This window comes from Micromonospora sp. NPDC005553, from assembly GCF_042871765.1.
Lineage (GTDB): Bacteria > Actinomycetota > Actinomycetes > Mycobacteriales > Micromonosporaceae > Micromonospora.
Genome location: NZ_JBIAJD010000006.1, coordinates 159,296 through 184,822, shown reverse-complemented (window position 1 = coordinate 184,822; position 25,527 = coordinate 159,296). Strand labels below are relative to the sequence as shown.

At 70.5% G+C, this 25,527-nt stretch carries 25 protein-coding genes, 1 tRNA gene and 1 other RNA gene; 8 read left to right on the top strand and 19 right to left on the bottom strand.

Going from position 1 to position 25,527, the window contains the following annotated elements; genetic code table 11:
• Positions 1-31: 31 nt before the first annotated feature.
• On the bottom strand, positions 32-529 hold the full coding sequence (locus ACFYPG_RS24730; protein ID WP_387354023.1) for a hemerythrin domain-containing protein: 498 nt from the start codon (positions 527-529) through the stop codon (positions 32-34).
• A 5-nt stretch (positions 530-534) separates the two neighbouring features.
• Complete coding sequence (locus tag ACFYPG_RS24725) at positions 535-1,515, bottom strand: aldo/keto reductase (protein ID WP_387354022.1); 981 nt, start codon at positions 1,513-1,515, stop codon at positions 535-537.
• A 70-nt stretch (positions 1,516-1,585) separates the two neighbouring features.
• Between ACFYPG_RS24725 and mgrA the strand changes: the two genes are divergently transcribed.
• Positions 1,586-2,581, top strand: a complete 996-nt coding sequence (gene mgrA, locus ACFYPG_RS24720; RefSeq protein WP_355005540.1) for an L-glyceraldehyde 3-phosphate reductase — start codon at positions 1,586-1,588, stop codon at positions 2,579-2,581.
• Between the two features lie 27 nt (positions 2,582-2,608).
• Here mgrA and ACFYPG_RS24715 read toward each other — a convergent pair whose 3' ends face one another.
• Both ACFYPG_RS24715 and ACFYPG_RS24710 read right to left on the bottom strand, forming a co-directional pair.
• A complete protein-coding gene (locus ACFYPG_RS24715; protein WP_387354021.1) occupies positions 2,609-3,538 on the bottom strand; it encodes a lytic polysaccharide monooxygenase in 930 nt (309 codons plus the stop codon).
• 61 nt (positions 3,539-3,599) lie between these two features.
• The gene (locus tag ACFYPG_RS24710; protein ID WP_355005542.1) at positions 3,600-3,944 is read right to left on the bottom strand and encodes an SdpI family protein; all 345 of its coding nucleotides are present in this window, start codon (positions 3,942-3,944) and stop codon (positions 3,600-3,602) included.
• Between the two features lie 124 nt (positions 3,945-4,068).
• On the opposite strand from ACFYPG_RS24710, the gene ACFYPG_RS24705 reads away from it, so the two are divergent.
• Positions 4,069-4,191, top strand: coding sequence for a 50S ribosomal protein L36 (locus ACFYPG_RS24705; protein WP_030490864.1), 123 nt, complete (start codon positions 4,069-4,071; stop codon positions 4,189-4,191).
• Positions 4,192-4,357: 166 nt separating this feature from the next.
• Here the strand turns inward: ACFYPG_RS24705 and ACFYPG_RS24700 are convergent.
• Together ACFYPG_RS24700 and ACFYPG_RS24695 are read right to left on the bottom strand one after the other, a co-directional pair.
• Positions 4,358-4,430: transfer RNA gene (locus tag ACFYPG_RS24700), tRNA-Ala, on the bottom strand.
• Between the two features lie 88 nt (positions 4,431-4,518).
• Positions 4,519-5,109, bottom strand: a complete 591-nt coding sequence (locus ACFYPG_RS24695) for a YqgE/AlgH family protein (RefSeq protein WP_355005543.1) — start codon at positions 5,107-5,109, stop codon at positions 4,519-4,521.
• Positions 5,110-5,430: 321 nt separating this feature from the next.
• On the opposite strand from ACFYPG_RS24695, the gene mdlC reads away from it, so the two are divergent.
• On the top strand, positions 5,431-7,026 hold the full coding sequence (gene mdlC / locus ACFYPG_RS24690) for a benzoylformate decarboxylase (protein ID WP_387354020.1): 1,596 nt from the start codon (positions 5,431-5,433) through the stop codon (positions 7,024-7,026).
• 6 nt (positions 7,027-7,032) lie between these two features.
• On the opposite strand, the gene ACFYPG_RS24685 is transcribed toward mdlC, so the two are convergent.
• From ACFYPG_RS24685 to pruA, 10 genes are all read right to left on the bottom strand, one after another.
• Positions 7,033-7,986 (bottom strand): hypothetical protein, encoded by a 954-nt coding sequence (locus tag ACFYPG_RS24685; RefSeq protein ID WP_387354019.1) that lies wholly within the window; start codon positions 7,984-7,986, stop codon positions 7,033-7,035.
• Positions 7,987-8,031: 45 nt separating this feature from the next.
• Positions 8,032-8,556, bottom strand: coding sequence for a hypothetical protein (locus tag ACFYPG_RS24680; protein ID WP_387354018.1), 525 nt, complete (start codon positions 8,554-8,556; stop codon positions 8,032-8,034).
• Between the two features lie 160 nt (positions 8,557-8,716).
• Positions 8,717-9,394 carry a hypothetical protein gene (locus tag ACFYPG_RS24675; RefSeq protein ID WP_387354017.1) on the bottom strand — a complete coding sequence of 226 codons (678 nt, stop codon included), beginning with the start codon at positions 9,392-9,394 and terminating at the stop codon, positions 8,717-8,719.
• Positions 9,395-9,463: 69 nt separating this feature from the next.
• Positions 9,464-9,839, bottom strand: a transfer-messenger RNA (tmRNA) gene (gene ssrA, locus ACFYPG_RS24670).
• Positions 9,840-9,943: 104 nt separating this feature from the next.
• Positions 9,944-10,423, bottom strand: a complete 480-nt coding sequence (gene smpB, locus ACFYPG_RS24665) for an SsrA-binding protein SmpB (protein WP_124854050.1) — start codon at positions 10,421-10,423, stop codon at positions 9,944-9,946.
• Positions 10,424-10,641: 218 nt separating this feature from the next.
• Positions 10,642-11,517: a permease-like cell division protein FtsX gene (ftsX, locus tag ACFYPG_RS24660; RefSeq protein WP_112582377.1), complete on the bottom strand. Its 876-nt coding sequence runs from the start codon at positions 11,515-11,517 to the stop codon at positions 10,642-10,644.
• Between the two features lie 67 nt (positions 11,518-11,584).
• A complete protein-coding gene (gene ftsE / locus ACFYPG_RS24655) occupies positions 11,585-12,265 on the bottom strand; it encodes a cell division ATP-binding protein FtsE (RefSeq protein ID WP_030331491.1) in 681 nt (226 codons plus the stop codon).
• A gap of 118 nt (positions 12,266-12,383) precedes the next feature.
• Positions 12,384-13,505 (bottom strand): peptide chain release factor 2, encoded by a 1,122-nt coding sequence (gene prfB / locus ACFYPG_RS24650; protein WP_355005548.1) that lies wholly within the window; start codon positions 13,503-13,505, stop codon positions 12,384-12,386.
• Between the two features lie 121 nt (positions 13,506-13,626).
• Complete coding sequence (locus ACFYPG_RS24645; protein ID WP_238666587.1) at positions 13,627-14,142, bottom strand: PadR family transcriptional regulator; 516 nt, start codon at positions 14,140-14,142, stop codon at positions 13,627-13,629.
• Positions 14,143-14,318: 176 nt separating this feature from the next.
• A complete protein-coding gene (gene pruA, locus ACFYPG_RS24640; protein WP_387354016.1) occupies positions 14,319-15,947 on the bottom strand; it encodes an L-glutamate gamma-semialdehyde dehydrogenase in 1,629 nt (542 codons plus the stop codon).
• Positions 15,948-16,238: 291 nt separating this feature from the next.
• On the opposite strand from pruA, the gene ACFYPG_RS24635 reads away from it, so the two are divergent.
• Positions 16,239-17,366: a hypothetical protein gene (locus ACFYPG_RS24635; RefSeq protein ID WP_387354015.1), complete on the top strand. Its 1,128-nt coding sequence runs from the start codon at positions 16,239-16,241 to the stop codon at positions 17,364-17,366.
• Positions 17,367-17,510: 144 nt separating this feature from the next.
• Here the strand turns inward: ACFYPG_RS24635 and ACFYPG_RS24630 are convergent, their stop codons facing one another.
• A complete protein-coding gene (locus ACFYPG_RS24630; protein WP_387354014.1) occupies positions 17,511-18,020 on the bottom strand; it encodes a DUF6912 family protein in 510 nt (169 codons plus the stop codon).
• A 217-nt stretch (positions 18,021-18,237) separates the two neighbouring features.
• On the opposite strand from ACFYPG_RS24630, the gene ACFYPG_RS24625 reads away from it, so the two are divergent.
• Both ACFYPG_RS24625 and ACFYPG_RS24620 read left to right on the top strand, forming a co-directional pair.
• Positions 18,238-18,465, top strand: coding sequence for a helix-turn-helix domain-containing protein (locus ACFYPG_RS24625; protein WP_355005552.1), 228 nt, complete (start codon positions 18,238-18,240; stop codon positions 18,463-18,465).
• Between the two features lie 285 nt (positions 18,466-18,750).
• Positions 18,751-19,341, top strand: coding sequence for an Rv3235 family protein (locus ACFYPG_RS24620; RefSeq protein ID WP_387354013.1), 591 nt, complete (start codon positions 18,751-18,753; stop codon positions 19,339-19,341).
• 104 nt (positions 19,342-19,445) lie between these two features.
• Here the strand turns inward: ACFYPG_RS24620 and secA are convergent, their stop codons facing one another.
• Entirely contained in the window at positions 19,446-22,373 is a 2,928-nt protein-coding gene (secA, locus tag ACFYPG_RS24615; protein ID WP_387354012.1) for a preprotein translocase subunit SecA, read from the bottom strand.
• A gap of 168 nt (positions 22,374-22,541) precedes the next feature.
• On the opposite strand from secA, the gene ACFYPG_RS24610 reads away from it, so the two are divergent.
• Positions 22,542-23,696: a GNAT family N-acetyltransferase gene (locus ACFYPG_RS24610; protein WP_387354010.1), complete on the top strand. Its 1,155-nt coding sequence runs from the start codon at positions 22,542-22,544 to the stop codon at positions 23,694-23,696.
• A complete protein-coding gene (locus tag ACFYPG_RS24605; protein WP_387354009.1) occupies positions 23,693-24,805 on the top strand; it encodes a GNAT family N-acetyltransferase in 1,113 nt (370 codons plus the stop codon). The genes ACFYPG_RS24610 and ACFYPG_RS24605 overlap by 4 nt, the downstream gene beginning before the upstream one ends.
• A 54-nt stretch (positions 24,806-24,859) precedes the next feature.
• On the opposite strand, the gene hpf is transcribed toward ACFYPG_RS24605, so the two are convergent.
• Positions 24,860-25,495 carry a ribosome hibernation-promoting factor, HPF/YfiA family gene (gene hpf / locus ACFYPG_RS24600; protein WP_355005557.1) on the bottom strand — a complete coding sequence of 212 codons (636 nt, stop codon included), beginning with the start codon at positions 25,493-25,495 and terminating at the stop codon, positions 24,860-24,862.
• Between the last annotated feature and the right edge of the window lie 32 nt (positions 25,496-25,527).

Below are 25,527 nucleotides of genomic sequence, written 5' to 3'. Positions count from 1 at the left end.
GTCCCGCCGACTCCCCCGCGTCGGGGAGATGTCAGCGGTGGTCGGCGACGTACTGCTGCGGATCCTTGTCGCGGAACGGCAGGTTGCGGCCATTCTTGTGCTCGCCGTAGAAGGTCAGCCAGCGTTGGCCCAGCTCGGCGCGGAGTTCGGTGCTGGCGTGCCGGCGGAAGTCGGGCAGCGCCTCGTCCTCTTCCTCGGCCAGGTGTTCGCTGTTCTCCCGGCGGGCGTTGCCGACCGCCTCCCACCACTGGTCCGAGCCGACCGGGTGCAGTTTCGCCTCGGCGATGGCGTCGCGGATCTTGTTGTGGTCGCCGATCGCGTCGGCGGTCTCGTCCTCGCCGTCGTCGCCGTGCTTGACCAGGTGCGGGTAGAGAATCGCCTCTTCCGCCTCGGCGTGGATGTCCAGGTGCAGGGCGAGAGCGTCCCAGATGGCGAGCATCTCCTGCTCGTCGCGGGCGTCGTCGAGGCGGGCGAAGCCACGCCGGAAAGTGGCGTGGTCGTCCAGGATCAGTGCGGTGATGTCGTCCACTGTGCTCACTTTCCGGTTGGGTTGCCGAACCGGGCACGCAGCATCGCCGGCATCGCGGCGAGCCCGGTGATCGGGCGGAAGCGTTTCGCCGCCTCAGCCAGGGCCGTGTACTCGTCGTCGGCGAGGTCGATGTCGGCGGCGGCGGCGTTGCGTTCCATCTGCTCGACCCCGGACGCCCCGGGGATGGCCAGCACGTTCGGGTGGCGCAGCAGGTAGGCCAGCGCGATCTGGCTGGGGGTGGCGTCGTGGGCGTCGGCGACCTGACGCAGCGTGTCGATCAGGGCTGCGCCGCGCTCAAGGTTTTCCGGCAGGAAGTACGGGTTGGCACGCCGGACCGCACCGGTCGGCGGGTTCCTGGCGTCGTAGCGGCCGGAGAGGAAGCCCTGCGCCAGTGGGCTGTACGCGATGACCACCCGGCCGGCCTGCCGCGCGTACGGCAGCAGGTCCTGCTCGGGGGCGCGGTCCAGCATGCTGTAGCGGACCTGGTTGCTGAGCACCCGCCGGCCGAGCGCGGCTTCGGCGATCTGCCAGCGGCGCAGCCCGTAGTTGCTCACGCCGACGTCGCTGATCAGCCCGACGTCCTGAAGGGTCCGCATGCCGCGCATCGTGTTGTGGTCGGCGACCAGCGGGTTGTGCTGGTGCACCTGGTACAGGTCGATGCTGGTGACGCCGAGCCGGGCCGCCGAGGCGACCGCCCGCTGCTGCACCACAGCGGCCACCGGCAGCACCGGCAGGATCTTGCTGGCGATCACGACCTTCGGCCGGTCGTCGCCGAGGGCCGCGCCGAGGATGCGTTCGCTGCGCCCGAAGCCGTAGATCTCAGCGGTGTCGAAGACCGTCACACCCAGCTCGACGGCCCGCCGGACGATCTGCGCCGCCTGCCGCTCGAAGTCCGGGCCGTACCCCCACTCCCGGGAGCCGAACTGCCAGGTGCCCAACCCGATCTTGGACAGCGGTTTGGGGGTGTCGAGCGCAATGAAACGCATGGCGTCGAAACTACCCCGATGTCCCGGTTTCCACGCCCGATCCACGCCAGGGCGGGCCGGAGCTAGGCTCATGATCGTGACTTACCTCGCTGCGGATGACCGCTACGACACCATGACCTACCGGCGCAGCGGACGCAGCGGCCTGCGACTGCCTGCCGTCTCGCTCGGCCTGTGGCACAACTTCGGTCCGGACCGCCCGTTCGAACGGCAGCGCGACATCGTCCGCCGCGCCTTCGACCTGGGTGTCACCCACTTCGACCTGGCCAACAACTACGGTCCGCCGCCCGGTTCGGCGGAGGAGAACTTCGGCCGGATGCTCGCCACCGACCTGAAGCCGTACCGGGACGAGTTGGTCATCTCCAGCAAGGCCGGGTACCTGATGTGGCCCGGCCCGTACGGCGAGTGGGGCTCGCGCAAGAACCTGATCTCGTCGCTGGACCAGTCGCTGGGCCGGATGGGGCTGGACTACGTCGACATCTTCTACTCGCACCGGTTCGACCCGGACACCCCGCTGGAGGAGACGATGGGGGCGCTCGACGCCATCGTCCGCTCCGGCAAGGCGCTCTACGTCGGCATCTCGAACTACAACTCGGAGCAGACCACGCGGGCCGCCGCGATCCTGCGCGAGTTGGGTACGCCGCTGCTGATCAACCAGCCGTCGTACTCGATGCTCAACCGCTGGACCGAGTCCGACGGCCTGCTCGACACGCTGGAGCAGGTCGGTGCGGGCTGCATCGCGTACAGCCCGTTGGCGCAGGGCCTGCTGACCGACCGCTACCTGGGCGGCATTCCGGCCGACTCGCGGGTTCGCACCAGCGTCTTCCTCAACGAGAGCGATCTCAGCGACGAGAAGATGGCCACCATCCGTGGGCTCGGCGCGGTCGCCGAGGGGCGCGGCCAGTCCCTCGCGCAGCTCGCGTTGGCCTGGGCGCTGCGTGACCCGCGGATGACCAGCCTCATCATCGGCGCGAGCAGCGTCGAGCAGTTGGAGACGAACATCGCCGCGCTGGGCAACCTCGACTTCACTGCCGACGAGTTGGCCGAGATCGAGCGCCACCTGGGCTGAGCACCGTCGGGTCCCGGGCGGGTCGGTTCACCAGATCCGGCGCCGCCCGGCCCGGTGGTTACGCACCTCGCACTGCCGGCCCACGGGTGCTGCGGCGCTGCGGCGTCGCCGTCCGGCACCGATCAGCAGCAGCGCCAGGACCAGCACGGTGGCGGCACCGGCCAGCACCGGCCACCGGCCGCCGAGGTTGGTCACCGACGCCACCGGCACGCCCGGGTCGGCCGCCGCCGCCACCGCCGTCTCGGTGGCGACCGGCCCACTCGCGGCGGTACGCGGCGCGCTCTTCGTCGCGGCGGCCTTCGCCGGGGTGGGGGTGGCCGTGGCTCCGGTGGCCTTGGCGCCGCGGAACACCACGTCGGAGCAGGAGTAGTAGGTGTCCGGCGTGTTGGAGTTCTGCCAGATCGTGTAGATCAGGTGTCGGCCGCTGCGGCCCGCCGGCAGCCGGCCCGCCAACTGGTACGCCCCGGCCCGCACCGGCGGGTCGGTCAGCGTCAGGAACGGGCGCGACTCCAGATCCGCCCAGGTCAGCTTCTTACTCGGGTCGTAGTCGGGCGTGGTGACGTAGAGCCGGAAGGTGCCCCGGTGCTCGATGGTGGTCCGGTACCGGAAGGTGAACTTCGCGCCGGTGGTCAGCGTGGTGCTGGGCCAGTCGGTGCGGGGCAGGTCCAGTCCCCGGTACGCGGACAGCCCGCCGCTGCACAGCTCGCCGTCCGGGATCCGTTCCCGATCTCGCCCGTTGACCGTGGAAACGCGCACGTTGTCCCATTCGCGGACCGCCGCGCCGGCCTGGATCGCCGCCCGGCAGGCGCTGGTGGCCGCGTACCGGCCCTCGGGGCCGCAGGCCGCCGCGCGACTGACCGGGTCGGTGGGAGCGCCGTGGGCGGCTGCGGGTGTGGCGGCCAGTGGCACGGTCGCGGCAGCGACCAGCACCGTGGTGAGGAGCCGGCGTACGGGCATGAGGATGACCTCCGCCCACTGGTACGGCTGGCAGACGGCAAAGGTTCGACGGCCGCCCTGATCACCGTTTCCCGTCGACGGCCGCCGCAGCTCGATCGGCGAGGTAGGCCAGGTAGACCAGGTAGGGCACGACCAGCAGGGCGAGCACCAGCACGGCCGCGATCACCGGCGGATCACCGTAGGCGGCCCCGAGCAGAATCGGCAGCGGCGAGGCGACCGCCAGCAGGACGCCGGCGCGGCGCAGGGGGCGGGCGACCCGTTGGTGCGCGGCGTGCCAGTGCTCGGCCGACCGCATCGTCGCCGGCGTCCGTACGCCGGGGCTGCGGTTTCTGTTCACCGTCGGTCGCAGCGCGACCCGGGCGGTGTACGCCACGAGCCATCCGAGGAACGCGTAGACGACAGTCACAAAGGCCCCGGGCCACACTTGAGTACCTCCTCACACATCGCCAACCATCAGCGTAGGGGGCGGGAATCCCCAGGGTGGGTGCGGCGTTTCGATACTCGGAACCGCTGGCACCGAGGAGGCAGAGATGAAGGTACGTAGCTCGTTGCGTGCATTGAAGCAGAAGCCGGGTTCGGTGGTGGTCCGCCGTCGCGGCCGGGTGGTCGTGGTGAACCGCGCCAACCCGCAGTGGAAGAGCCGCCAGGGCTGATTCAGCCCTTACCAGACATCCAGTCGCCAACGCCCCGACCGGGTCATCCGGTCGGGGCGTTCTGCGTGCTGAGGCGGTTTGGCGGATCGCGGCTGACTGCGGCGGAACCACCAGAAACAGCAGAACGCCCTGGTCGGATTATCCCGACCAGGGCGTTTCTCAAGGGTGGAGCCGAGGGGACTCGAACCCCTGACCCCCACACTGCCAGTGTGGTGCGCTACCAGCTGCGCCACGGCCCCTTGCTGTTCTCCCGGTCGCCCGGGCACTGGGAAACTATACACAGACCGGCCCGCATGGTCATCTCGCGGGGTCCCCCGCCGGGCCGGGTCAGTTGAGCGCCACGTCCGGCGGAAAGTGCGCGACGGCGGCCATCATCCCGCCCTGCCGGCGCAGCACCATCGGCCACAGGTCGTCGGGCCGGTCGACGAAGGCGTCACCGGGCAGCCCGTCCAGCACGAACCAGGACCCGTCGGCGATCTCCTGCTCCAACTGGCCGCTGCCCCAGCCGGAGTAGCCGGCGAAGACCCGGATGCCGCCGATGCTCTCCCGCAGCCGTTCCGGGTCGACCGAGAGGTCGATCGTGCCGACGGCTCCGGAAACCTGGTGGAAGCCCTTCACCCGGCGCATCGGGTGCCGCATCCGGGCGAGGCAGATGGCCGAGTCGGGCTGCACCGGGCCACCCTCGAAGAGCACCGCCGGGTGGCGGGCCAGGTCGCTCCAGTCACCGAGCACCTCGGCCACCGGCACCTCGGTGGCCCGGTTCAGCACCACGCCGAGCGCGCCGCCGGGCTCGTGGGCGACCAGCATCACCACAGTACGGTCAAAGTTCGGATCCTTGAGCGCCGGAGTCGCGACCAGCAGCCGCCCGGTCATCGACTCCATCGCTCGTCCGCCGATCGCCTGGCCCTCTCCCTGCATGCCACACACCCGTCAACCGTGAGCCCGCGTCGGGCGCCGGTCATCGACCGGATCCGCCCGCCGCATCGGGTTCAGCCGCGCTGTCAACGCCATGCCTGGCACCATAGCCTGCGTGCTGGGTGCTGGCTAAGGTCTGACCGGCGGGTGATCGGACAGTTAAGACGAAGGGTCGACGCACCCGGCGGCGGAGCTCCCGGTGATCGACCGATCGGGGCCACCGACGGCCGAGAAACGCCCGAAAGGTCCGTCACATCCCGATAGATTCGGCTGATCGGGAGGGCGAGCGCGGTTGCCCCTGCCCGCGAGACGGAGGCAGGTGCGATGGCAACTGTCCGGGACGCGACGTACGACGTGCTCCGCACCCTCGGTATGACCACTGTCTTCGGCAACCCCGGCTCCACCGAGGAGCCGTTCCTCCAGGACTTCCCCGCCGACTTCCACTACGTCCACGCGCTGCACGAGGCGACGGCCGTCGCGATGGCCGACGGCTACGCCCAGGCCAGCCGATTGCCCGCCCACGTCAACCTGCACACCGCGCCGGGCACCGGCAACGGCATGGGCAACCTGGTCACCGCCTGGCACAACAAGACACCGCTCATCGTCACCGCCGGCCAGCAGACCCGGGAGATGCTGCTCCTGGAACCCCGGCTGGCCAGCCGCCGACCCACCGAACTTCCGCAGCCCTACGTGAAGTGGGCCTACGAGCCGACCCGGGCGCAGGACATCCCCGCCGCGATGGTGCGGGCGTACGCGACGGCGGTACAACCACCGGCCGGGCCGGTCTTCCTCTCCCTGCCGATGGACGACTGGGCCCAGCCGGCCGACCCACCGCCCGCGCCGCGAACGGTGGCCACCCGGTTCGCGCCGGACCCCCAGCGGTTGGAGGAGTTCGTCCGCGTGCTGGCCGGCAGCCGCAACCCGGTGCTCGTGTACGGGCCGGGGGTGGACCGTTCCGCGAGCTGGTCGACAGCGGTCGCGCTGGCGGAGCGGCTCGCCGCGCCGGTCTGGTCGGCTCCCGCCACCGAACGGTCGGTGTTCCCCGAGGACCACCCGCACTTTCGCGGCGTGCTGCCGTATGCGATCGGTCCGCTCGCCGAGGCGCTGCGCGGGCACGACACGGTGCTGGTCGTCGGCGCTCAGGTGTTCCGCTACTACCCGTACGTGCCGGGCGGGCACCTGCCCGACGGCGCCCGGCTGCTGCACATCACTGACGACCCCGACGAGGCCGCGCGGGCCCCGGTCGGTGACAGCCTGCTCAGCGACCCGGGACTGGCCCTGGCCGCGCTGGTCGAAGGGGTGCCGCCGAGCGACCGGCCGGCACCAAGGCGACGGGACGCGCTCGCGCCACCGGAGATCAGCACCCCGCTGAGCGCCGACGCCCTGTTCGCCGCACTGGCCGCGCACTGGCCGCCCGACGGCGTGCTGGTCCAGGAGTCACCATCCAATCTGTCCGCGCTGCGTCGTCAGCTGCGGATCACCCGCCCGGCGTCGTACTTCACGATGGCCAGTGGCGGCCTCGGCTACGGCCTGCCGGCGGCCATCGGCATCGCACTGGCCGAACGGGACACCGGGCGCGGTCGCCCGGTGGTGGCGGTGATCGGCGACGGCTCCTTCCACTATTCGGTGCAGGCGCTCTGGACGGCCGCGCGCCTGGCACTGCCGGTGGTGGTCGTCGTCCCGGTCAACCAGCAGTACGCGATCCTCAAGGCGTTCGCCGAACTGAAGCACACTCCCGGGGTGCCCGGCCTGGACCTGCCGGGGTTGGACGTCGTCGCGATCGCGGCCGGCTACGGCTGTGCCACGCAGGTGGTGGAGACACCCGACCAGCTCGGCGCGGCGCTCTCCGCCGGGCTGCGCGCCGACCGGCCCACCGTGGTGCCGGTACCGATCAGCACCGAAGTGCCCAGCATCCTCTGAACCAGGTCAGCGCGGTCCGATCGACAGCGGGGCACCGGTGAAGACGTCCAGCACCGGTCGGCTGCCCAGCGGTGTCGCCAGGGTCACGGTGACCGGCTCCACCTTCAGCAGGTCGATGCATTCGCCGGTGGCCCGGGTGACGCCGCCACCGACCACCACGACGTCCGGCCGTTCCCACACCAACGGCGTGATTGCGGTGTCGCACGCGCCGACGCCGAGGCGCACTGTCAACCGGGCGCCGTCGACGGCGGCCAGGTCATGGGCCGCCACCAGACCGTCCGGCAGCGGCCGGGCGGGCGTGGTCGGCTCGGGCACGGGGGTGACCGCCGTCGGCGCGACGGCGAGCCGGACCACCGGCGTGGTCAGCTCCTTGATGGTGAACAGCCAGGCCGGGACCTGCGCCACGCCACGGCTCGTGCGTACCGGCACGGCGCCCAACGTGACAGCGGTGACGGTGAGCGGGAGGCAGGCGGTCTGCGTGCTGCTCGTGACCCACCCGTCGGGCCCCGGTTCGACTGTGGGGCCGCCGGGGGTGGGTCGTCCGGGCCGTTTCGGCCGCCCCGGGCAGGGCAGCGGGTCACCCTGGTCGAGCTGCCGGTACGCCTCGGCGGCACTGACCAACGGCAGCGTCAACCGTCCGTCCGGGAACTGGATCTCGCCGCCGACCCGGGTGGGCGGTATTCCGACCTGCTCGCGGTACCACCCGGCCCGGAAGGCCGCCTCGGTCTCGGGGGTGAAGCCCGGGTCACCGGTGAGCAGGGTCGGCCCCTCCAGCGGCACGTAACCCGTGCGCCACTCGACGCCGGGCCGCCACGCCTGGGCGACCTGAGCGGCCCGCTGGACGAAGGCCTCCGCCCCGTCCGTGCGGCTGGGCGGGCCGCCGGCCGGACCGGCGTCGGTCGCGGCACAACCCGTCAGGAGCAGCAACGGGAGTACGAGCAGCAGGGCGAGCCGATTCATGCACGGTTCGACGCCCCCGCCGACCCGCCGGTTCCCGACCTGAACTCAGGTCTCGCCACCCAGATCCGTCTGGTACGCCTCCCAGAGCAGGTCGGCGCCGCGCCGCCGATGTCGGGCCAACCGCCGCAGCAGGTGCCCGGCCCGGTGTCGCAGCTCATCGGGGCGCGTCTCGGGCCGCTCGGCGATCTGCTGAACCGCCAGGATCGCGGCGACGATCGCCTCGTGCTCCCGGGTCAGCAGCCGTACCCCGTGGTCTAGTCGTGGCGACTGGCTGAGCAACTCCCGGTAGAGGCCGGTGGGACCTTCGGTGACCCGGACGTGCTCGGCGAAGCCGTGGCGCACCGGACGCAGGCGAAGGAGAACCTCCTCGCGCCAGCACGGTTCGGTGCTCGCGACGGCGACGGCCCGGCCGAGGGCGTGCACGTCACCGGCGAGGCCGGCCGGGCGCGGCACGCCGGGCAGACCGGTGGAATGTGGATCGGCGGGGAGCCCCGCCGGATGCGCGACGCGCGCTTGGGCGACGACTGACGGCTGCTGGACCGGACCGGTGACCATTGGCACCTCCCGCACGGCGGCTCTGCTACCCCATACCGCGATGGTGAGGCTGCCCGGCCCGCCGTGTCCAGGGCCCAGGCTCGTCTCATCTGCCCCGTTGGCCCCGGTGACCCCACCAGCCCCGCTGCTGTGGCCTCCAGCCCCCGCACCGGCCTCCTGGGGACGTACGCCCGCCTCAGTCGGCCGACGCGCGCTCTGCCAGCCGGCGCAGATGGTCGGCCACGGCGCGCGCGTCGCCGGCCGGCGCGTCGCCCGGTCGACCCGTCGTGATCGCCTCGGCCAGCGCCCGCAGCTCGGACGGCGGCAGGACGGGCAGCCCCATGCCGCGCAGTGGGATGGTGACCCCCCGGACGCTCCCCGGGTCGGTCGCGAGGATGGCCCGCGCCTGCGGTTCGCCGGCCGGGTCGCCGTCGTCAGCGTCGCGGTACGACACCGCACCGGACTCGATCCGGGCGGTGGCGAGGTCGACGGTGCGGGTGCGCAGCGCACCGCGTACCCGAGCACGGCTGCCGTCCAGCCAGGCGGCCGTACGGAGCACCCGCAGCACCAGGTAGAGGCCGAGCAGCACGAAGGGCAGACCACACAGGCCGACCAACGGGCTGGGGCCGGAATGGTTCGGGTCGACGGAGTCGCGCAGCCCGGGCGGCAACAGCCCCGGTGGCAGGTCGCGAGCCTCCTCATAGGAAGCGAACGCGTCACCCCGGCCGGTCAGTCGGCGCAGCAGCCCGTCGGCGACGAGGGGCAGTGCCACGAACGCCGCGCCGACGGCCGTGAGCAGGACGCCGAACACCACCGCCACGACGCGCTGGCCGGGCGACGCGCCGACCGACAGGCGCAGCTCCTGGTTGGTCACAGGAGGCAGCGTAAGACCCCGCGAACAACGAAGCGCCCCGGCTGGTGGGCCGGGGCGCTTCGTTCGAGGTGGTGGAGGTGCCGGGAATCGAACCCGGGTCCTTCGCCGGTTTGTCAGGGCTTCTCCGAGCGCAGCTCGCTGTGCCTCTACTCGGCCCCACCGCTCACGCGAGCAAGTTGGTGTGACGGGCCCAGTCGCTGATTAATCTCGCCGCACGGACCCCGCGACCGGGTCCGATTGGCCAGCCTCCTAGCTGATGCCGGCTACTGGGACGAAGGCGTTCCCAGGCCGACAGACTTAGCTACTCGCCTCAGGCGGCGAGAGCGAAGTCAGCGCGATTTTGCTTGGCGCTTATAAGTTTCCGACGACCGATTCTCGAGACGACGTCGGCTTCCTCGGCTCGCTTCCCCTGTCGCTGCGTACGAAGTCGAAACCAGTCACCCCCTCGACAGGCCGCCGATGTGGCGGCACTGACAAGACTAACGCCTGCCGCAACAGCTTTCATCCCGAGCCCCAGGCCGGCACGCCGACCCGGACAAACAGGATGAACTAGTCGTCCATTCCCTTGCCACGTCGACCGGACACCCGGGCGATCTCCCGGTCCGCGTCGCGCTTGGCGAGATCCTGGCGCTTGTCGTACGACTTCTTGCCCTTGGCCAGGGCGATCTCGACCTTGGCCCAGCCGTCCGAGAAGTAGACCTGCAACGGGACGATGGTGAAACCGCCCTCGCGGGTCCTGCCGAGGAGCTTGTCGATCTCGCCCCGGTTGAGCAGCAGCTTGCGGGTACGCCGGGGCTCATGGTTGGTCCAGGTGCCCTGGGTGTACTCCGGGATGTGCATCGCGTGCAGGAACAACTCGCCGTCACGTTCCTGCGCGAACGCGTCGACAAGTGACGCTCGCCCGGCCCGCAGCGACTTGACCTCGGTGCCGGTCAGCGCCATGCCCGCCTCGTACGTGTCGAAGATGGCGTAGTCGTGGCGCGCCTTCTTGTTGGAGGCGACCACCTTGCGCCCCTTTTCCCGTGGCATCGGTGCCACCCCCTCTCCTGGCGTCCGCGGCCGGGCTCACCCCGGCCGGACAACCGATCATGCTACCCGAATGAGGCTTATTCGGGCTCTGGCCGTCGGGCAGGTCGTGCCATCGTCAGGACCGCCCGAATAAGCCTCATTGACAAGGACCCTCCCGCGCCGTTTATTTCCGGCTGCGGGAGGGTCCTCGGGAGACCACGGGACGACCCGTACGGTGCCTAGACCCGCAGGTAGAAGCGCAGGGTGATCCAGGCGGTGCCCGCGCTGACCAGACCACCGACGCCGGCCATCAGCGGGAAGATGAACAGAATGTCGCCCCAGGTGATCGGCGAGAGCAGACCCTGCAACGCGCTCAGCGACCCGTCGAAGAGCAGATACTTCGCCGCGACCAGGGCCACCAGACCGAGGAGTGAACCGATCAGGCCGGCCACCACGGCCTCCAGCACGAACGGCGCCTGGATGAACCAGTTGGACGCGCCGACCAGCTTCATGACCGCCACCTCACGCCGCTTGCTGTACGCGGCCACCTGAATGGTGTTCGCGACCAGCAGCAGGGCGGCGACCGCCATCACGATGGCGGCGGCCAGGGCGATGTTCTGGATCGCGGTGAGGATGTTGAAGATCTTGTCGAGCAGTCGACTCTGGTCGACGATCTCCTCGACACCCTCCGTGTCCTTGTACTGGTCGTAGACGTTCTTGTACTGCTCCGGATTGTTCAGTGTGAGTCGGAAAGACTCGGGCAGCTGGTCCGGCTTGACCGCGTTGACCAGGTCCGGCGCGTCCTGGTACATCGACTTGAAGCGCTCGTACGCCTGGGCCTTGTCGACGTAGATGACCTCCTTGACCAGGGGGTCGCCGTCGAGCTTGGTCTGCAGGTCGGTGCGCTGCTGCTCGCTCACCTCCTGCTCCATGAAGATCGAGACCTGGATGTTCTTGTAGTAGAGGTCCTTCATGTCGTCGACCTGGCGGTACATCAGACCGCTGGCGCCGAGCATGGTCAGCGAGACCGCCATCGTGATGATCATCGCGATGGACATGGTCACGTTGCGCCACAGTCCGACCAGTACCTCGGACAGGACGTATTTCACGCGCATCGGGATTTCCTCCGGGTCTCCGGCATGAGGTGTTCGTCGTCAGGCTGCGCAGGGGTGGAGCGCCGGCTCACCCGTAGACGCCGCGGGCCTGGTCACGCACGATGCGACCGCTCTCAATCTCAACGACGCGGCGGCGCATCTGGTTCACGATGTTGGAGTCGTGGGTGACCATCACGACGGTCGTGCCGGTGCGATTGATCCGGTCCAGCAGACGCATGATCTCGATCGAGGTGTCCGGGTCCAGGTTTCCGGTGGGCTCGTCCGCCAGCAGGATCAGCGGACGGTTCACGAACGCCCGGGCGACGGCGACCCGCTGCTGCTCACCACCGGAGAGCTCGTGTGGGTAGCGATGCTCCTTGCCACCGAGCCCGACCAGCTCCAGCACCTCCGGCACGACCCGGCGGGCAACCGCCTTCGTCTTACCGATCACCTCAAGGGCGAACGCCACGTTCTCGTAGGCGGTGCGGTTGGGCAGCAACCGGAAGTCCTGGAAGACGCAGCCGATCGAACGCCGGAAGTGGGGTCGCTTCCAGGATCGCATCGACGTGACGTCCTTGCCGTTGACGACGACGCGCCCCTTGTTGGGGGCCACCTCGTGCAGCAGCATTTTGATGATCGTGGACTTGCCGGAGCCGGATGGACCGATGAAGAAGACGAACTCGCCCTTCTCGATCGAGACGGACACGTTGTCGAGCGAAGGCCGGGACGCCTTCGGGTACGTCTTCGTCACTTGCTCAAGCTGAATCACGGGTGGTGAGTCTACGCGGTGTAACAACTGAGCCAAGCCCCACGCCCCACAGATCCGGCGCGCGTCGTCGAATCAGGCCTCTACCTGGAGATCGATGACGCGCTCCGCCCGCGAGCCGTCACGCAGCGTCGTTGGCGAGTTGACGCTGCTTGCGCCAACGGATGCCGGCCTCGATGAAATCGTCGAGGTCGCCGTCGAAGACCCCGCTCGGATTGCCGGTCTCCTGCTCGGTTCGGAGATCCTTCACCATCTGATACGGGTGCAGGACGTAGGAGCGCATCTGGTCGCCCCACGAGCTCGTGCCGCCGCTCTTGAGGCCGGCCATCTTCTCTTCCTCCTCCTGGCGCTTGCGCTCCAGGAGCCGGGCCTGGAGCACCCGCAGCGCGGAGGCCTTGTTCTGCAACTGGGACTTCTCGTTCTGGCAGGTCACCACGATGCCCGTCGGAATGTGCGTCAGGCGCACCGCCGAGTCGGTGGTGTTGACGCTCTGCCCACCCGGCCCGGAGGAGCGGTAGACATCGACCCGAATCTCGTTCTCCGGGATGTCGATGTGGTCGGTCTGCTCGGTGACCGGCAGAACCTCGACACCCGCGAAGCTGGTCTGCCGACGGCCCTGGTTGTCGAACGGGCTGATCCGGACCAGCCGGTGCGTGCCCGACTCGACGCTGAGCGTGCCGTACGCGTACGGCACCTTGACCGCGAAGGTGGCCGACTTCAGGCCCGCCTCCTCGGCGTACGACGTCTCGTAGACCTCGGTGGGGTAGCCGTGCCGCTCCGCCCAGCGCAGGTACATCCGCAGCAGCATCTCGGCGAAGTCCGCGGCGTCCACGCCACCCGCGCCGGCCCGGATGGCGACCAGCGCCTCCCGGGAGTCGTACTCGCCGGAGAGCAGGGTGCGGACCTCCATCTCCTGGATGGCCTTGGTCAGCCCGGTGATCTCCGACTCGACCTCGGTCAGCACACCCGGGTCGGCCTCGGCCTCGGCCAGCTCCAGCAGCACCTGGGCGTCGTCGAGACCGGAACGTAGGCTGCCCAGCTTGCTGATCTCGCCGTTGACGTACGACAGCTGCGAGGTCACCTGCTGGGCCTTGGCCTGGTCGTCCCACAGATCGGGGGCGGAGGCCTCCTGCTCCAGGCGGGCCTTGTCCTCGTGGAGCCGGTCGAGGTTGAGGACGGCCTCGATGTTTCGCAGGGTCGCGTCGAGTTCCTTGAGCTGTTCGGCGTAATCGGCAGCGGTCACGACAGACAAGCGTACTGCGCGGACGAGGAGTGAGCTTGCGAGCCCCGCAGAACCGCGCCAAATCGACACTGCGCCTTCGGGAGCGGAGCAGCTCGTTCCCGATGCGCGAACCCGCCGACCATCACCCGACGGGGGCGGACTTCAACCACGACAGGGCCGCGCGGTGGTAGGCGACGGCGAACTCCAGCGCGCTGGCGTCGTACGTCTCGCCGTCCCGTTTGGCGTTCTTCACCTGCTCCCGCACCTGGGCGAGGGCCTCGGTGTGGTATTCGTTGGCCGAGGCGTACAGGCCCTTCAGCTGGCTGGCGGAGTGCAGGTTGCCGAACGCCATCCGGAGCGCTATCGGGTTGCGGATGGTGTCCCGCCCCGGGTTCTCCGCGAGCCAGCGGGAAAACGTCCGCTTTCCGCTCGCGGTGAGTGCGTAGGGCTGGCTCATCCGCGGGCCCGGCTTGCCGAGCCGCACGTAACCCCGCTCAGCCAGCACCGGCAACTCGCGGTACACCTGACTGCGGGTCATCGACCAGTACGGCGCCAGACGGCGCTCAGCGGCGGCCATCAACTGACCGCCTGTCATCGGGCCCTCGTGGAGGAGGCCGAGAAGGGCCGCCGCCGTAGGGTTGACTCCGGAATCCGCCATGGCCACTACGCTGCCACTTTGCGCACCCGGCGTCCAGGATTTGCCGGTTTGCCACCCGACAGGACTTCCTAAGTGCACTGTCGGCGGCAGACTGTCCGTTGAGGACTATCGATGGATTGCCACATTCCGGGCATCCCGCCGGCGACGCCCACGCGCCGCCGGCGGGTCGTCGCCGGTCAGCCCATGTGGGGGTACGTGTGGTCGGTCGGCGGCACGAAGGTCTCCTTGATCGTCCGCGGGGAGACCCAGCGGACCAGGTTCAGCCAGGAGCCCGCCTTGTCGTTGGTGCCGCTGGCGCGGGCGCCACCGAAGGGCTGCTGCCCGACCACCGCGCCGGTCGGCTTGTCGTTGATGTAGAAGTTGCCGGCCGCGTACCGCATCCGCTCGCCGACCGACTCGACGACCCGGCGGTCGGTGGCGAACACCGAGCCGGTCAACGCGTACGGGGCGATCGACTCCGCCTGCGCGACGACCTCGTCGAAGCGGGCGTCGTCGAACACGTTCACGCCCAGGATCGGCCCGAAGTACTCGGTGGTGAAGGTCTCGTGAGCGGCATCGCCGCACTCGAAGAGCGTCGGTCGCACGAAGTAGCCGACCGAGTCGTCGGCGGTGCCACCGGCCAGCACCCGGCAGCTGTCGTCACCGGCGATCAGCTCCAGCGCGGCGGTGTGCCGGGCGAACGCCTTGTCGTCGATGACCGCACCGCCGAAGTTGCCGAAGTCGGCCACGTCACCGTAGGTCAGCGAGTCGGCAGTGGCGGCCAGCCGGTCCCGCAGCCCGCCCTCCCAGATCGAACGCGGCACGTACGCCCGCGAGGCCGCCGAGCACTTCTGGCCCTGGTACTCGTACGCGCCACGGATCAGCGCGGTGTGCAGAGCGTCCACGTCGGCGCTGGTGTGCGCGACGACGAAGTCCTTGCCGCCGGTCTCGCCGACCAGGCGCGGGTAGCCCCGGTAACGGGAGATGTTGTCGCCCACGGTCCGCCACAACTGCTGGAAGACCTTCGTCGAACCGGTGAAGTGGATGCCGGCCAGATCCGGGTCGGCGAGCACGACATCGGAGACCTCCTCGCCCCGACCGGTGACCATGTTGATCACGCCGGGCGGCAGGCCGGCGGCCTCGAACAGCCGCATCGTGAAGTGCGCGGCGAACTGCTGGGTCGGGCCCGGCTTCCAGACCACGGTGTTGCCCAGCAGGGCCGGCGCCGACGGCAGGTTGCCGGCGATGGCGGTGAAGTTGAACGGGGTGACCGCGTAGACGAAGCCCTCCAGCGGGCGGTGGTCGAAGCGGTTCCAGACGCCGGGCGATGACGCCGGCTGCTCCTCGAGCAGGCGACGCGCGAAGTGCACGTTGAACCGCAGGAAGTCGATGAACTCGCACGCCGCGTCGATCTCCGCCTGGATCGCGGTCTTCGACTGACCGAGCATGGTGGCGGCGTTGAGCGTGTCCCGCCAGGGACCGGCGAGCAGCTCGGCGGCACGCAGGAAGATCGCGGCGCGCTCCTCGAAGGGCAGCGCCCGCCACATCGGCGCGGCGTCCTTGGCCGCCCTGGTCGCGGCGCGCGCGTCGTCGTGGGTGGCGTGCCCGGTCACCCCCAGCACGTGGGCGTGCTTGTGCGGCTGCACCACGTTGATCGGGTCACCGCCGGCCATCCGCTGCTCACCGCCGATGGTCATCGGCAGGTCGATGCGCTCGGCGGCGAGCTCGGTCAGCCGCCGCTGGAGCCGGTCCCGGTCGGGGCTGCCCGGCTCGTAGTTGCGAACCGGCTCGTTGCGCGGCTCGGGAACGGAGAACACGGCATCCATCAAGGCTCCTGGCGATCTCGACAGCAGTGGCGAAACCGGACCCGCGGGCACCGACCGGATGGCCGGACACCGGACGCCGCACGGGAGACCGAGCAGCGGCGGGACCTCCCGTGATTCTCCCACGACGGGCCGCGCGACCCACTTCCGCCACCGCCCCGCGCCAAGGACCGCCCCACCCCTCCTCCCCTTACCGACCGGCCTCGATCCGTCCCGCTGTCCCGGGGCGACAGGCAGCCCAGCGGGCCCGCGTACCCTGAATGGTCGGTGACCTGCCGCCTCGAAGGGGAGACGATGACCAAGCAGCCCGGCCGCGTCCCGGCCGCTGAGTCGGACGAGCCGGCGGTCGACGCGGCCAGCGCCGGCAGTCGGCCGCTGCCCGCCCCCGGCGCCGCAGTGCTCGCGCTGCTGGCGCTCGGCTGGCTGGCCGCCATGCTCTGGTCCACCCGGGAGGCCATCACCTCGGCGGCGGCCGGGGTCACCGCGATCAGCCTCTCCGCGTTCGCGCTGCCCGGCGTGATCTCGGCCGCGCTGGTGGCCGGGGCAGCCGTCGCGCTGGCCGCCGGCAACCTGCTGGCCCGCCGGTACGGCGACTGGGCCACCCTGCGCTTCGCCGGGGCGATCGGCGGCGGAATGCTGGTCGGGCTCGCCGCCGCGGTGGCCATCAACCTGACCTACTTCGACACGTCCACGACCAACGTGATCGCCGGCACCACGGCGGCCGCGGCGATCATCGGGGGCGCGCTGGCCGGCGCGCGGACCGCCCCGGCGATCGGTGCTGTGGTCACCGCCGCGCTGGGCACGCTGATCTTCGTGGTCGCGTTCAGCCGCGCCCGGGACCCGCTGTTCGACCTCTTCGGCTCCGGCGACAGCCAGGAGTCGCTGATCAACGCAGCCAAGTGGGTGTCCCGCACCGAATCGCTCGTCGCCGGGCTGCTCGCCGGGCTACTGGCCTTCGGCTACCTGACGTGGGCGCGGCGTCGAGCCGTCCGCCGCGATCCCGAGGCACCGACGCTGCGCTGGCCGGCGTACCTGCTCGCCGGCACCGGCCCGGGGCTCCTCCTGCTGCTCGCCGAAGTGATCATCAGGGTTGGCGGCCGGTCACTGCTCGACCTCGCCAGCGCGCTCAGTGAGGCCGACGCGGTAGCCCAGACCTCGCTGGGCACCTCGCGGGTCGACAACGGCATCTGGGTGCTCTTCGTGGGGGCGCTGACCGCGCTCATCGCGTTCGGCCGCACGCTCAGCCCGGCCCACAGCGACGACGACGAACCCGCCAGCGACCCGAACCCCGTCGCGAACCAGGTCGACCCGGCCGACGACAAGCCGGGCTACGCCAAGGCGTTCGACGCCGACCCGGCCGAGACGTCCGACGCACCTGACACCTCCGACGCCGACCCGGCAAAGGCCGACCCGGCGCGCTGAGCCCGCCCCGAGCGGGCCGCCCCTTCCCCGGTCGATCATGGAGTTGTGGTGGGCGGTTCACCCGCCTGTGCGGCTTGTGTTCACCACCACAACTCCATGATCGGAGCCGGGGGCAGCTCGGGCGGTCTGGGCCGGTTTTCCCGGTCAGTCGGTGGCGTTGAGAACCTGGTCCAGCTCCGTCACGTCGTACCACTCCAGCTCGTGGTCCTCGGCGCCGTCCACGGTGAACTGGGCGTCCGGGTCACCAGCCGCCGCCTCGGCCACCACGTCGGCAGCCGCGCCGACCTCCTCGGCCGCGTCCGCGCTGTCCACGTGGATGGCCGCGACGGCACCCACCGGCACGGCGTCGGCCAACGTCACAGTGCTGGAGCCGAGCTCACCGTCGCCGCGCCCGACCGCCGCCGACGGCAGGTCGACCGAGACGACGACGCGACGCCGGGGAGCGGTCGGATCGGCCCGGAGCAGGTGCAGGGCGTCCTGGGCTGCGCGGGTGAAGGCGACGTACTCCAACTCCTCCTCGTCACCCTCGGCGTACCACTCACGAAGCGCCGGAGTCACGGCGTGCGCCTGGTCGGCGGCCAGCCCCTCCTCGCGAAGCCGAGCCAGCATCGGTACGGTCGCCGGCACGTACACCCGGACAAGCTCGTCGGTCACCGGTCGTCTCCCCGCGTCGTCCTCCACCGGCGGCCGCCGGCACGGGCGCAGATCATGCCGCACGCCGTGACCGTCATACACCCCGCCTCCGGCCGGAGGAAGTTTCCCGCCGGTGTGTCCCGCGCGGGGTTGGTCGGCCACCGAACCGGTGCGGCGCTGGGCGGCGGGGTCTGTCGGTGGCAAACTGAGCCAAACGACATCAACCCCGGGAGTTTCTGTGGAACCAAGGTTCCTGCTGCTCTCCGACGTGGCCGCCGAGCTCAACGTGTCGGACTCGCAGGTCTACCACATGGTGCGCAGCGGCGAACTGCCGGCGATCAAGATCGGCGGGCGCGGCCAGTGGCGCGTAGAGCGCACCCGGCTGGAGGAGTACATAGCACGCAAATACGATGAAACGGCAGACTGGGTGCAGAGCAACCCGCTGGTCGACCGCGACCCCGAGTAGCAGAGCCCAAGCCCGCCCGTCCATCCCGCGCGCCGAGCCCGCCGAGCCCGCCGAGCCCGCCGAGCCCGCCGAGCCCGCCGAGCCCGCCGAAAGCATGATCCACTCGGCTTCACGGAAGTCGGGGCATTAGGGCAGCTGGGACACCGCGTTATCAAGGAACCCGAGTGGATCATGCCCTGTGTCGGGTCGGGGCCGCCGCGAAGCCATTGACCGAGGCCGTTCTGTCACCCAGAATCGAGCTTGTCGGAGGCAAACGTAGGCAAACGCAAGATCAAAGGGGTCCTGATGAGCGGAACGCGACCCGGTCCTTCCCGACCCCCAGTGCGGCTACGCCCCGTTCCGCCCTTCGACCCGCCCTACGTGGACGAGAGCGACGGGTCGTACTGGCCGGGGCCGACCGACGGTCAACTCGCCCTCGACCTGTTCGCCTCCACCCGGCCCAGCCCGGTCCGGCCGGCGGAGCGGCGAGCAGCCCTGCGCCCGGTGCCCAGCCGGTCCACCACCCACCCGGTCGCGTCGTTGCCGCCGTCGACCGCACCGGAAACCACCCGGGCCGCGCACCGCTTCGTCGGCACCTGCCTGGAGGTGGTCAACGGCTACCGTTCGCCGGCCCAGGTGCGAGCGCTGCTCGACCCGGCCCGAGCGGGCGACCTGCTGACCGAGCTCGCCCGCGCATCCGGCCGGGCCGGGACATCCCGCCGCCGTAGCGGCCGACCACTCGTCCGGCTGCTACGCCTGCGGGTCTGTGAGACCCGGGAGACCGCAGTGGAGGCGGCAGCCGTCCTCACCGGCGCGGGCGGCCGAAGTTGGGCGATGGCCCTGCGCCTCGAACATCGCCGGGGCCGCTGGCTCTGTGTCGCCCTGCACGTGCTCTGACCCGCCTGCCCCGGTCGGTCGCGAGGCTCACAAGAACACCGACGGGCCCCGGCCTGGTCGGCCGGGACCCGTCGGTCAGACGCTGTCGGTGCAGCTGCTGTTCGTCAGTTGCCGCCGTTGGGCGCGCCGTGGCAGCGCTTGTACTTGCGGCCCGAGCCACACGGGCACGGCGCGTTGCGGGACGGGCCGTTGCTCGCCTCCGCCTGGTTCGGTGCCGGCCGACGGGCAGCAGCCGACGGAACAGCCGGCCCACGCAGCCCGGAGGCCGGCCGCTGCGGCGCGGACGGCGCGCTCCGCCCCGGTGCCGCCGGAGCACCCGGAGCCGGTCGGCCCACACCGAGCGCCGGTGCCTGCTGTTCGGCCTGCTCCACGGCGACCGCACCCGGGCTGGCCTCACCGTCGATGGTGGGGGCGGAGTATTGCAGGCCCTGCCGCCGCGGCGCCTGGTTGAGGCCCTTGGCCCGGATCTCCACCGGCTTGTCGAGCAGGGTGACCTCGTCGGCCCCCTCCTCCGGCTCCGGTTCGGTCACCTGGACGTCGACGTTGTAGAGGAAACCGACTGTCTCCTCCTTGATGCCCTCCATCATGGTGGCGAACATGTCGAAGCCTTCGCGCTGGTATTCCACCACCGGGTCGCGCTGGGCGTACGCCCGGAGGTTGATGCCCTCCTGGAGGTAGTCCATCTCGTAGAGGTGCTCGCGCCACTTGCGGTCGATGACCTGGAGCAGCACCATCCGCTCGAGCTGGCGCACCCCCTCGGTGCCGAGCTGCTCCTCACGCCGGTCGTACGCGGCGTTGGCGTCGTCCTTGAGGCGGGCGACCAGGAAGTCGGCGTCCATGCCGGCCCGGGAGCCACCAGCCTCCTCTTCCAACTCCTCGATCGTCACGCCGACCGGGTAGAGCTGCTTGAGGCTGGACCAGAGCTGATCGAGGTCCCAGTCTTCGCCGTAGCCGTCCGAGGTGGCGCCCCGCACGTACGCCTCGACGGTGTCGTCGATCATGTTGCGGACCTGGTCGGAGAGGTCTTCACCGTTGAGCACCCGGAGCCGCTCGGCGTAGACGACCTGGCGCTGCTTGTTGAGCACCTCGTCGTACTTGAGCACGTTCTTGCGGATCTCGGCGTTCTGACCCTCGATCTGGGCCTGGGCGCTCTTGATCTGCCGGGTGACCATCTTCGACTCGATGGGCACGTCCTCCGGGATGTTGAAGCGCTCCATCACCGCCTCGACCGCTCCGGCCCGGAAGCGCCGCATCAGCTCGTCCTGAAGGGACAGGTAGAAACGGGACTCGCCCGGGTCGCCCTGCCGGCCAGCACGACCACGCAGCTGGTTGTCGATCCGCCGGGACTCGTGCCGCTCGGTGCCCAGCACGTAGAGGCCGCCGGCGGACGAAACCTCTTCCGCCTCGGCGTCGCAGGCCTGCTTCCAGGTCGGAAGGACCTCCTCCATCGCCTTGGCGTACTCTTCCTCGTTCTCCACCGGGTCGAGGCCGCGCTGGCGCAGCTCGTTCGCGGCGAGGAACTCGGGGTTGCCGCCGAGCAGGATGTCGGTGCCGCGGCCGGCCATGTTGGTCGCCACGGTGACCGCGCCCTTACGCCCGGCCTGGGCGACGATCTCGGCCTCCCGGGCGTGGAACTTGGCGTTCAGCACGTTGTGCGGGATGCCACGGCGGCGCAGCAGCTGGGAGAGGATCTCGGAGTTTTCCACCGAGACGGTGCCCACCAGCACCGGCTGGCCCATCTGGTGCCGCTCGGCGATGTCCTCGATGACGGCGTTGAACTTGGCCTTCTCGGTCTTGTAGATGACGTCCGGCCGGTCCTCGCGAACCATCGGGCGGTGGGTCGGAATGGTCACGACGCCGACCTTGTAGACCTTGTTGAACTCGCTCGCCTCGGTCTGCGCCGTACCGGTCATCCCGGACAGCTTCTCGTAGAGGCGGAAGTAGTTCTGGAGGGTGATGGTGGCCAGGGTCTGGTTCTCCTGCTTGATCTCCACCCCCTCCTTGGCCTCGATCGCCTGGTGCATGCCCTCGTTGTAGCGACGGCCGTGCAGGATGCGACCGGTGAACTCGTCGACGATCAGGACCTCACCGTCGCTGACGATGTAGTCCTTGTCGCGCTTGTAGAGCTCCTTGGCCTTGATGGCGTTGTTGAGGTAGCCGACCAGCGGGGTGTTCACCGACTCGTACAGGTTGTCGATGCCGAGCCGGTCCTCGACCTTGGCGACACCCCGCTCGGTCACCGCGATGGTGCGCTTGGAGTGGTCGACCTCGTAGTCGCCCTCGCCGTCGGTGCCGGCCTGGAGCCGGGCCACCACACCGGCGAACTCGCCGTACCAGCGGGCGGAGTGCTCGGCCGGGCCGGAGATGATCAGCGGGGTGCGGGCCTCGTCGATCAGGATGGAGTCGACCTCGTCGACCACCGCGAAGTTGTGCCCGCGCTGCACCAGCTCTTCCTTCGACCAGGCCATGTTGTCGCGCAGGTAGTCGAAGCCGAACTCGTTGTTGGTGCCGTAGGTGATGTCGCACTCGTACGCGGCCTTGTGCTCACTTGCCGGCCGGTTGGGCAGCACCACGCCGACGGTCAGCCCGAGGAACTCGTGCACCCGGCCCATCCACGCCGCGTCACGCTGGGCGAGGTAGTCGTTGACCGTGATCACGTGGACGCCCTTGCCGGAGAGCGCGTTGAGGTAGACGGCCATGACCGAGGTCAGCGTCTTGCCCTCACCGGTCTTCATCTCGGCGATGTTGCCGAAGTGAAGCGCCGCGCCGCCCATCACCTGGACGTCGTACGGGCGCTGGCCGAGCACCCTGGCGGACGCCTCACGGGCAACCGCGAACGCCTCCGGCAGCAGGTCGTCGAGGGTCTCACCCTCGTCGAGCCGCTCCCGGAACTGTTCGGTCATGCCGGCCAGTTCCTCGTCGGTGAGGTTGACGTAGTCGTCCTCGATCGAGCTGACGGCATTGGCGATCGCCTTGAGGCGGCGCACCATGCGGCCCTCGCCCGCGTTAAGGACCTTTTCCAGAATCGACACGGATCAACGCTCCCCTAGACAGTCTCGAACCATCGTAGGCGCTTCATCGGCGCGATGGTCACTGGTGGCGGTGCTCGACCCCGCCGAACCCGACATAACTCGCGTCCTGCACACGCCCCAAACGTTATCCGGTTACGCCGTCGGCGAACGCTACGGCAGGATGCACGGGTGGAGCTCGTGGAGATCATCGAGGACGGCGTGCTGCTGCGGCCCTGGCGAGAGACGGATGCCGAGGCCGTGCACCGAGCCTGCCAGGACCCGGACATTCAGCGTTGGACCACCGTACCGCGCCCGTACCGGCCGGAACACGCCCACGGATTTGTCACCGAGATGAGCCGGAAGGCCTGGGCCGAGGGCACCGGGGCACCGTTCGCGGTCTGCGACCCGGACACCGGGGAGCTGCTGGGTTCCAGCGGGCTCACCTCGATCGGCGAGGACGGCACCGGTGAGATCGGCTACTGGACGGCACCCTGGGCGCGTGGTCGAGGCGTGATGGTCCGGGCCACCCGGGCGGTGGCCCGCTGGTCCTTCGACACCCTCGGGCTTCGTCGGCTCATCTGGCAGGCCGAGGTGGGCAACCACGCCTCCCGGCTGGTGGCCCTCCGGGCAGGTTTCCGGATCGACGGCAGGTTGCGGCTGGCCGACCCGGCGCTGCTGCCCGGGAGCGCGGACGGCTGGATCGGCTCGCTGCTGCCCGGCGAGGTGCCGGCCGCCGGGTCGACCGGTCCGGCCGGGCCGGGCACCCTCGCCGCCCGGCGGGCCGCCGTCTTCGGCCGCCCGCAGCCCGTTCTGTTCGCCGAGACCGGGGCCGGCGAGCTGCGGCTACGGCCGATGGAGGAGAAGGACCTGGACGCGGTGGTGCAGACCTGCCGGGACCGGGAGACCATCCGCTGGACGACGGTGCCGGACCCGTACGACCGGGCCGACGCGGAGGGCTACCAGGCGTACGGCCGCGACTCCTGGGCTCGGGGGGACGCCGCCTGCTTCATGATCGCCGACGCCGACGACCGGTACGTGGGCACGCTCGACCTGCGGCTCTCCCCCACCGACCCGCTGGTGGCCGACACCGGCTTCATGACCGCGCCGGCGGCCCGGGGCCGGGGCTACCTGCCCGCCGCGCTGGTCGCGCTCAGCGCCTGGGGCTTCAGCACGTTGGGTCTGGCGCGGATCGAGTGGAGGGCGAACGTGGGCAACACCGCCTCCCGGCGAGCGGCGGAGAAGGCGGGCTTCCTGATCGAGGGGACCGCCCGGGGTGGCGTGCAGCACCGGGGCGAGCGGGTGGACGTGTGGGTCGGGGCGCTTCTCGCGAAGGATCTGGGATGACATTGCGGCCGGTCGTCGAGGCGCACGGGGTGCGGCTGCGCCCCTTCCGCCCGGAGGACAGCGCCGACGTCGTCGACGGCTGCGCGGACCCGCTGACCCAGCGGTTCGTGTCGAACCTCCCGACGCCGTACACCGAGGCCGACGCCCGCTGGTGGATCGACGTCGGCGCCCCGGCGGCCTGGACCGGCGGCGGCACAGCGTACGCCGTCGCGGACCCCGCGACCGATCGGCTGCTCGGCGCGGTGGGGCTGAACAACCCGGTGCCCGCCCGGGGTCAGCTGGAGATCGGCTACTGGATGCGGCCGGCGGCCCGCGGTCGCGGGCTGGCCACCGCGGCGACCCGCGTGCTGAGCGAGCACGCGTTCGCCGCCGGGGCGGCCCGGCTGGAACTGCTCACCGAACCGGAGAGCGGTCCGAGCCAACGGGTCGCGCTGGCCGCCGGCTTCCGCTACGAGGGTCTGCGCCGGTCGGCCGGTGCGTCCCGCGACGCGGGCCGGCACGATCTGCTGGCCTGGGTACGCGTCACCGGTGATCCGCCCGGCCCGACCGCCCGGCTGCTGCCCGACCTGCCCGGCGGGGTGCTCACCGACCAGGTGGTGGCGCTGCGCCCTCTCGCGCCGGACGACGCGGCGCTGATGTACCGGTTGCACAGCCGACCCGAGGTGGTGGCGAACCAGGCGCCGCCGGTGCCGCCGACCCGCGAGGCGATGGAGCGGCGTTGTCGTCTCGCGCAGAGCGGCTGGCTGACCGGCGAGATAGCCAGGCTGATGATCACTGACGTGACCAGCGGCGAGCCCGTGGGCAGTTGCGGCTTGTCGTACACCGACGTGGCCGCCGGTGAGGCGTCGGTCGGCTACGCGTTGCTGCCGGACTGGCGCGGCCGGGGGTACGCGACGAGGGCAGTCCGGTTGCTCGCGGGCTGGGCGTTCGGCTCGGTCGGTATCGCCCGACTGTCGGCCGGAACGGTGCCGGACAACACCGCGTCGCACCGGGTGCTGGAGCGGGTCGGTTTTCGCCGCGAGGCAGTTCAGCGCGGCCGACTGCCCGGACTGGCCGGCGCCCGCCTGGACGACCTGACCTTCGCGTTGCTGCCCGCCGACCTCCGCTGACCGGTGTCGCGGGGTTGTGGTGGGGCACCCCACCACAACCCCACGAGCTGCCGGTCAGGTGGCGAGGGAGATGATGCCGTAGTCGTACGCGTGGCGCCGGTAGACGACGCTGGGGCGGCCGGACTCCTTGTCCTGGAACAGGTAGAAGTCGTGGCCGACCAGTTCCATCTCGAACAACGCGTCGTCGATGGTCATCGGCTCGGCCGGGTGGACCTTCTCCCGGGCGATGTGCCACGGCTGGTCGTCGTGCTCCTCTTCGACCCGTTCGGCAACGGCGGTGCCGGCGCGGGCGCCATCGCTCGGCGCGCTGAGCGCGTTGGGCACCAGGTCCGCGACCGGCAGGCCAGCGGTGGCCTCGGCGACGGAGATCGGCGCGTGCCGACCCCGGTGTACGCGGCGGCGGTCGGCCGCGCGGCGCAGCCGGGTGTCGAGCTTCGCGATTGCCGCGTCGAGCGCGCTGTAGAAGTCGTTCGTGCAGGCTTCGGCCCGCATGACCGGGCCCCGGGAAACGCAGGTGATCTCCACCCGCTGGCAGTGGTCGGCCTGGCGCGGATTGCGCTCGTGAAACAGCTCGACATCAACGCGAATAAGTTTGTGGTCGTAGCGTTCGATCTTCGCGAGTTTCTCGGCTACGTGTACCCGGTAATGGTCCGGCACTTCGACGTTTCGGCCCTTGACCACGATGTCCACGTGACCTCCCTTTTTCGGACGGTCTTCGATCC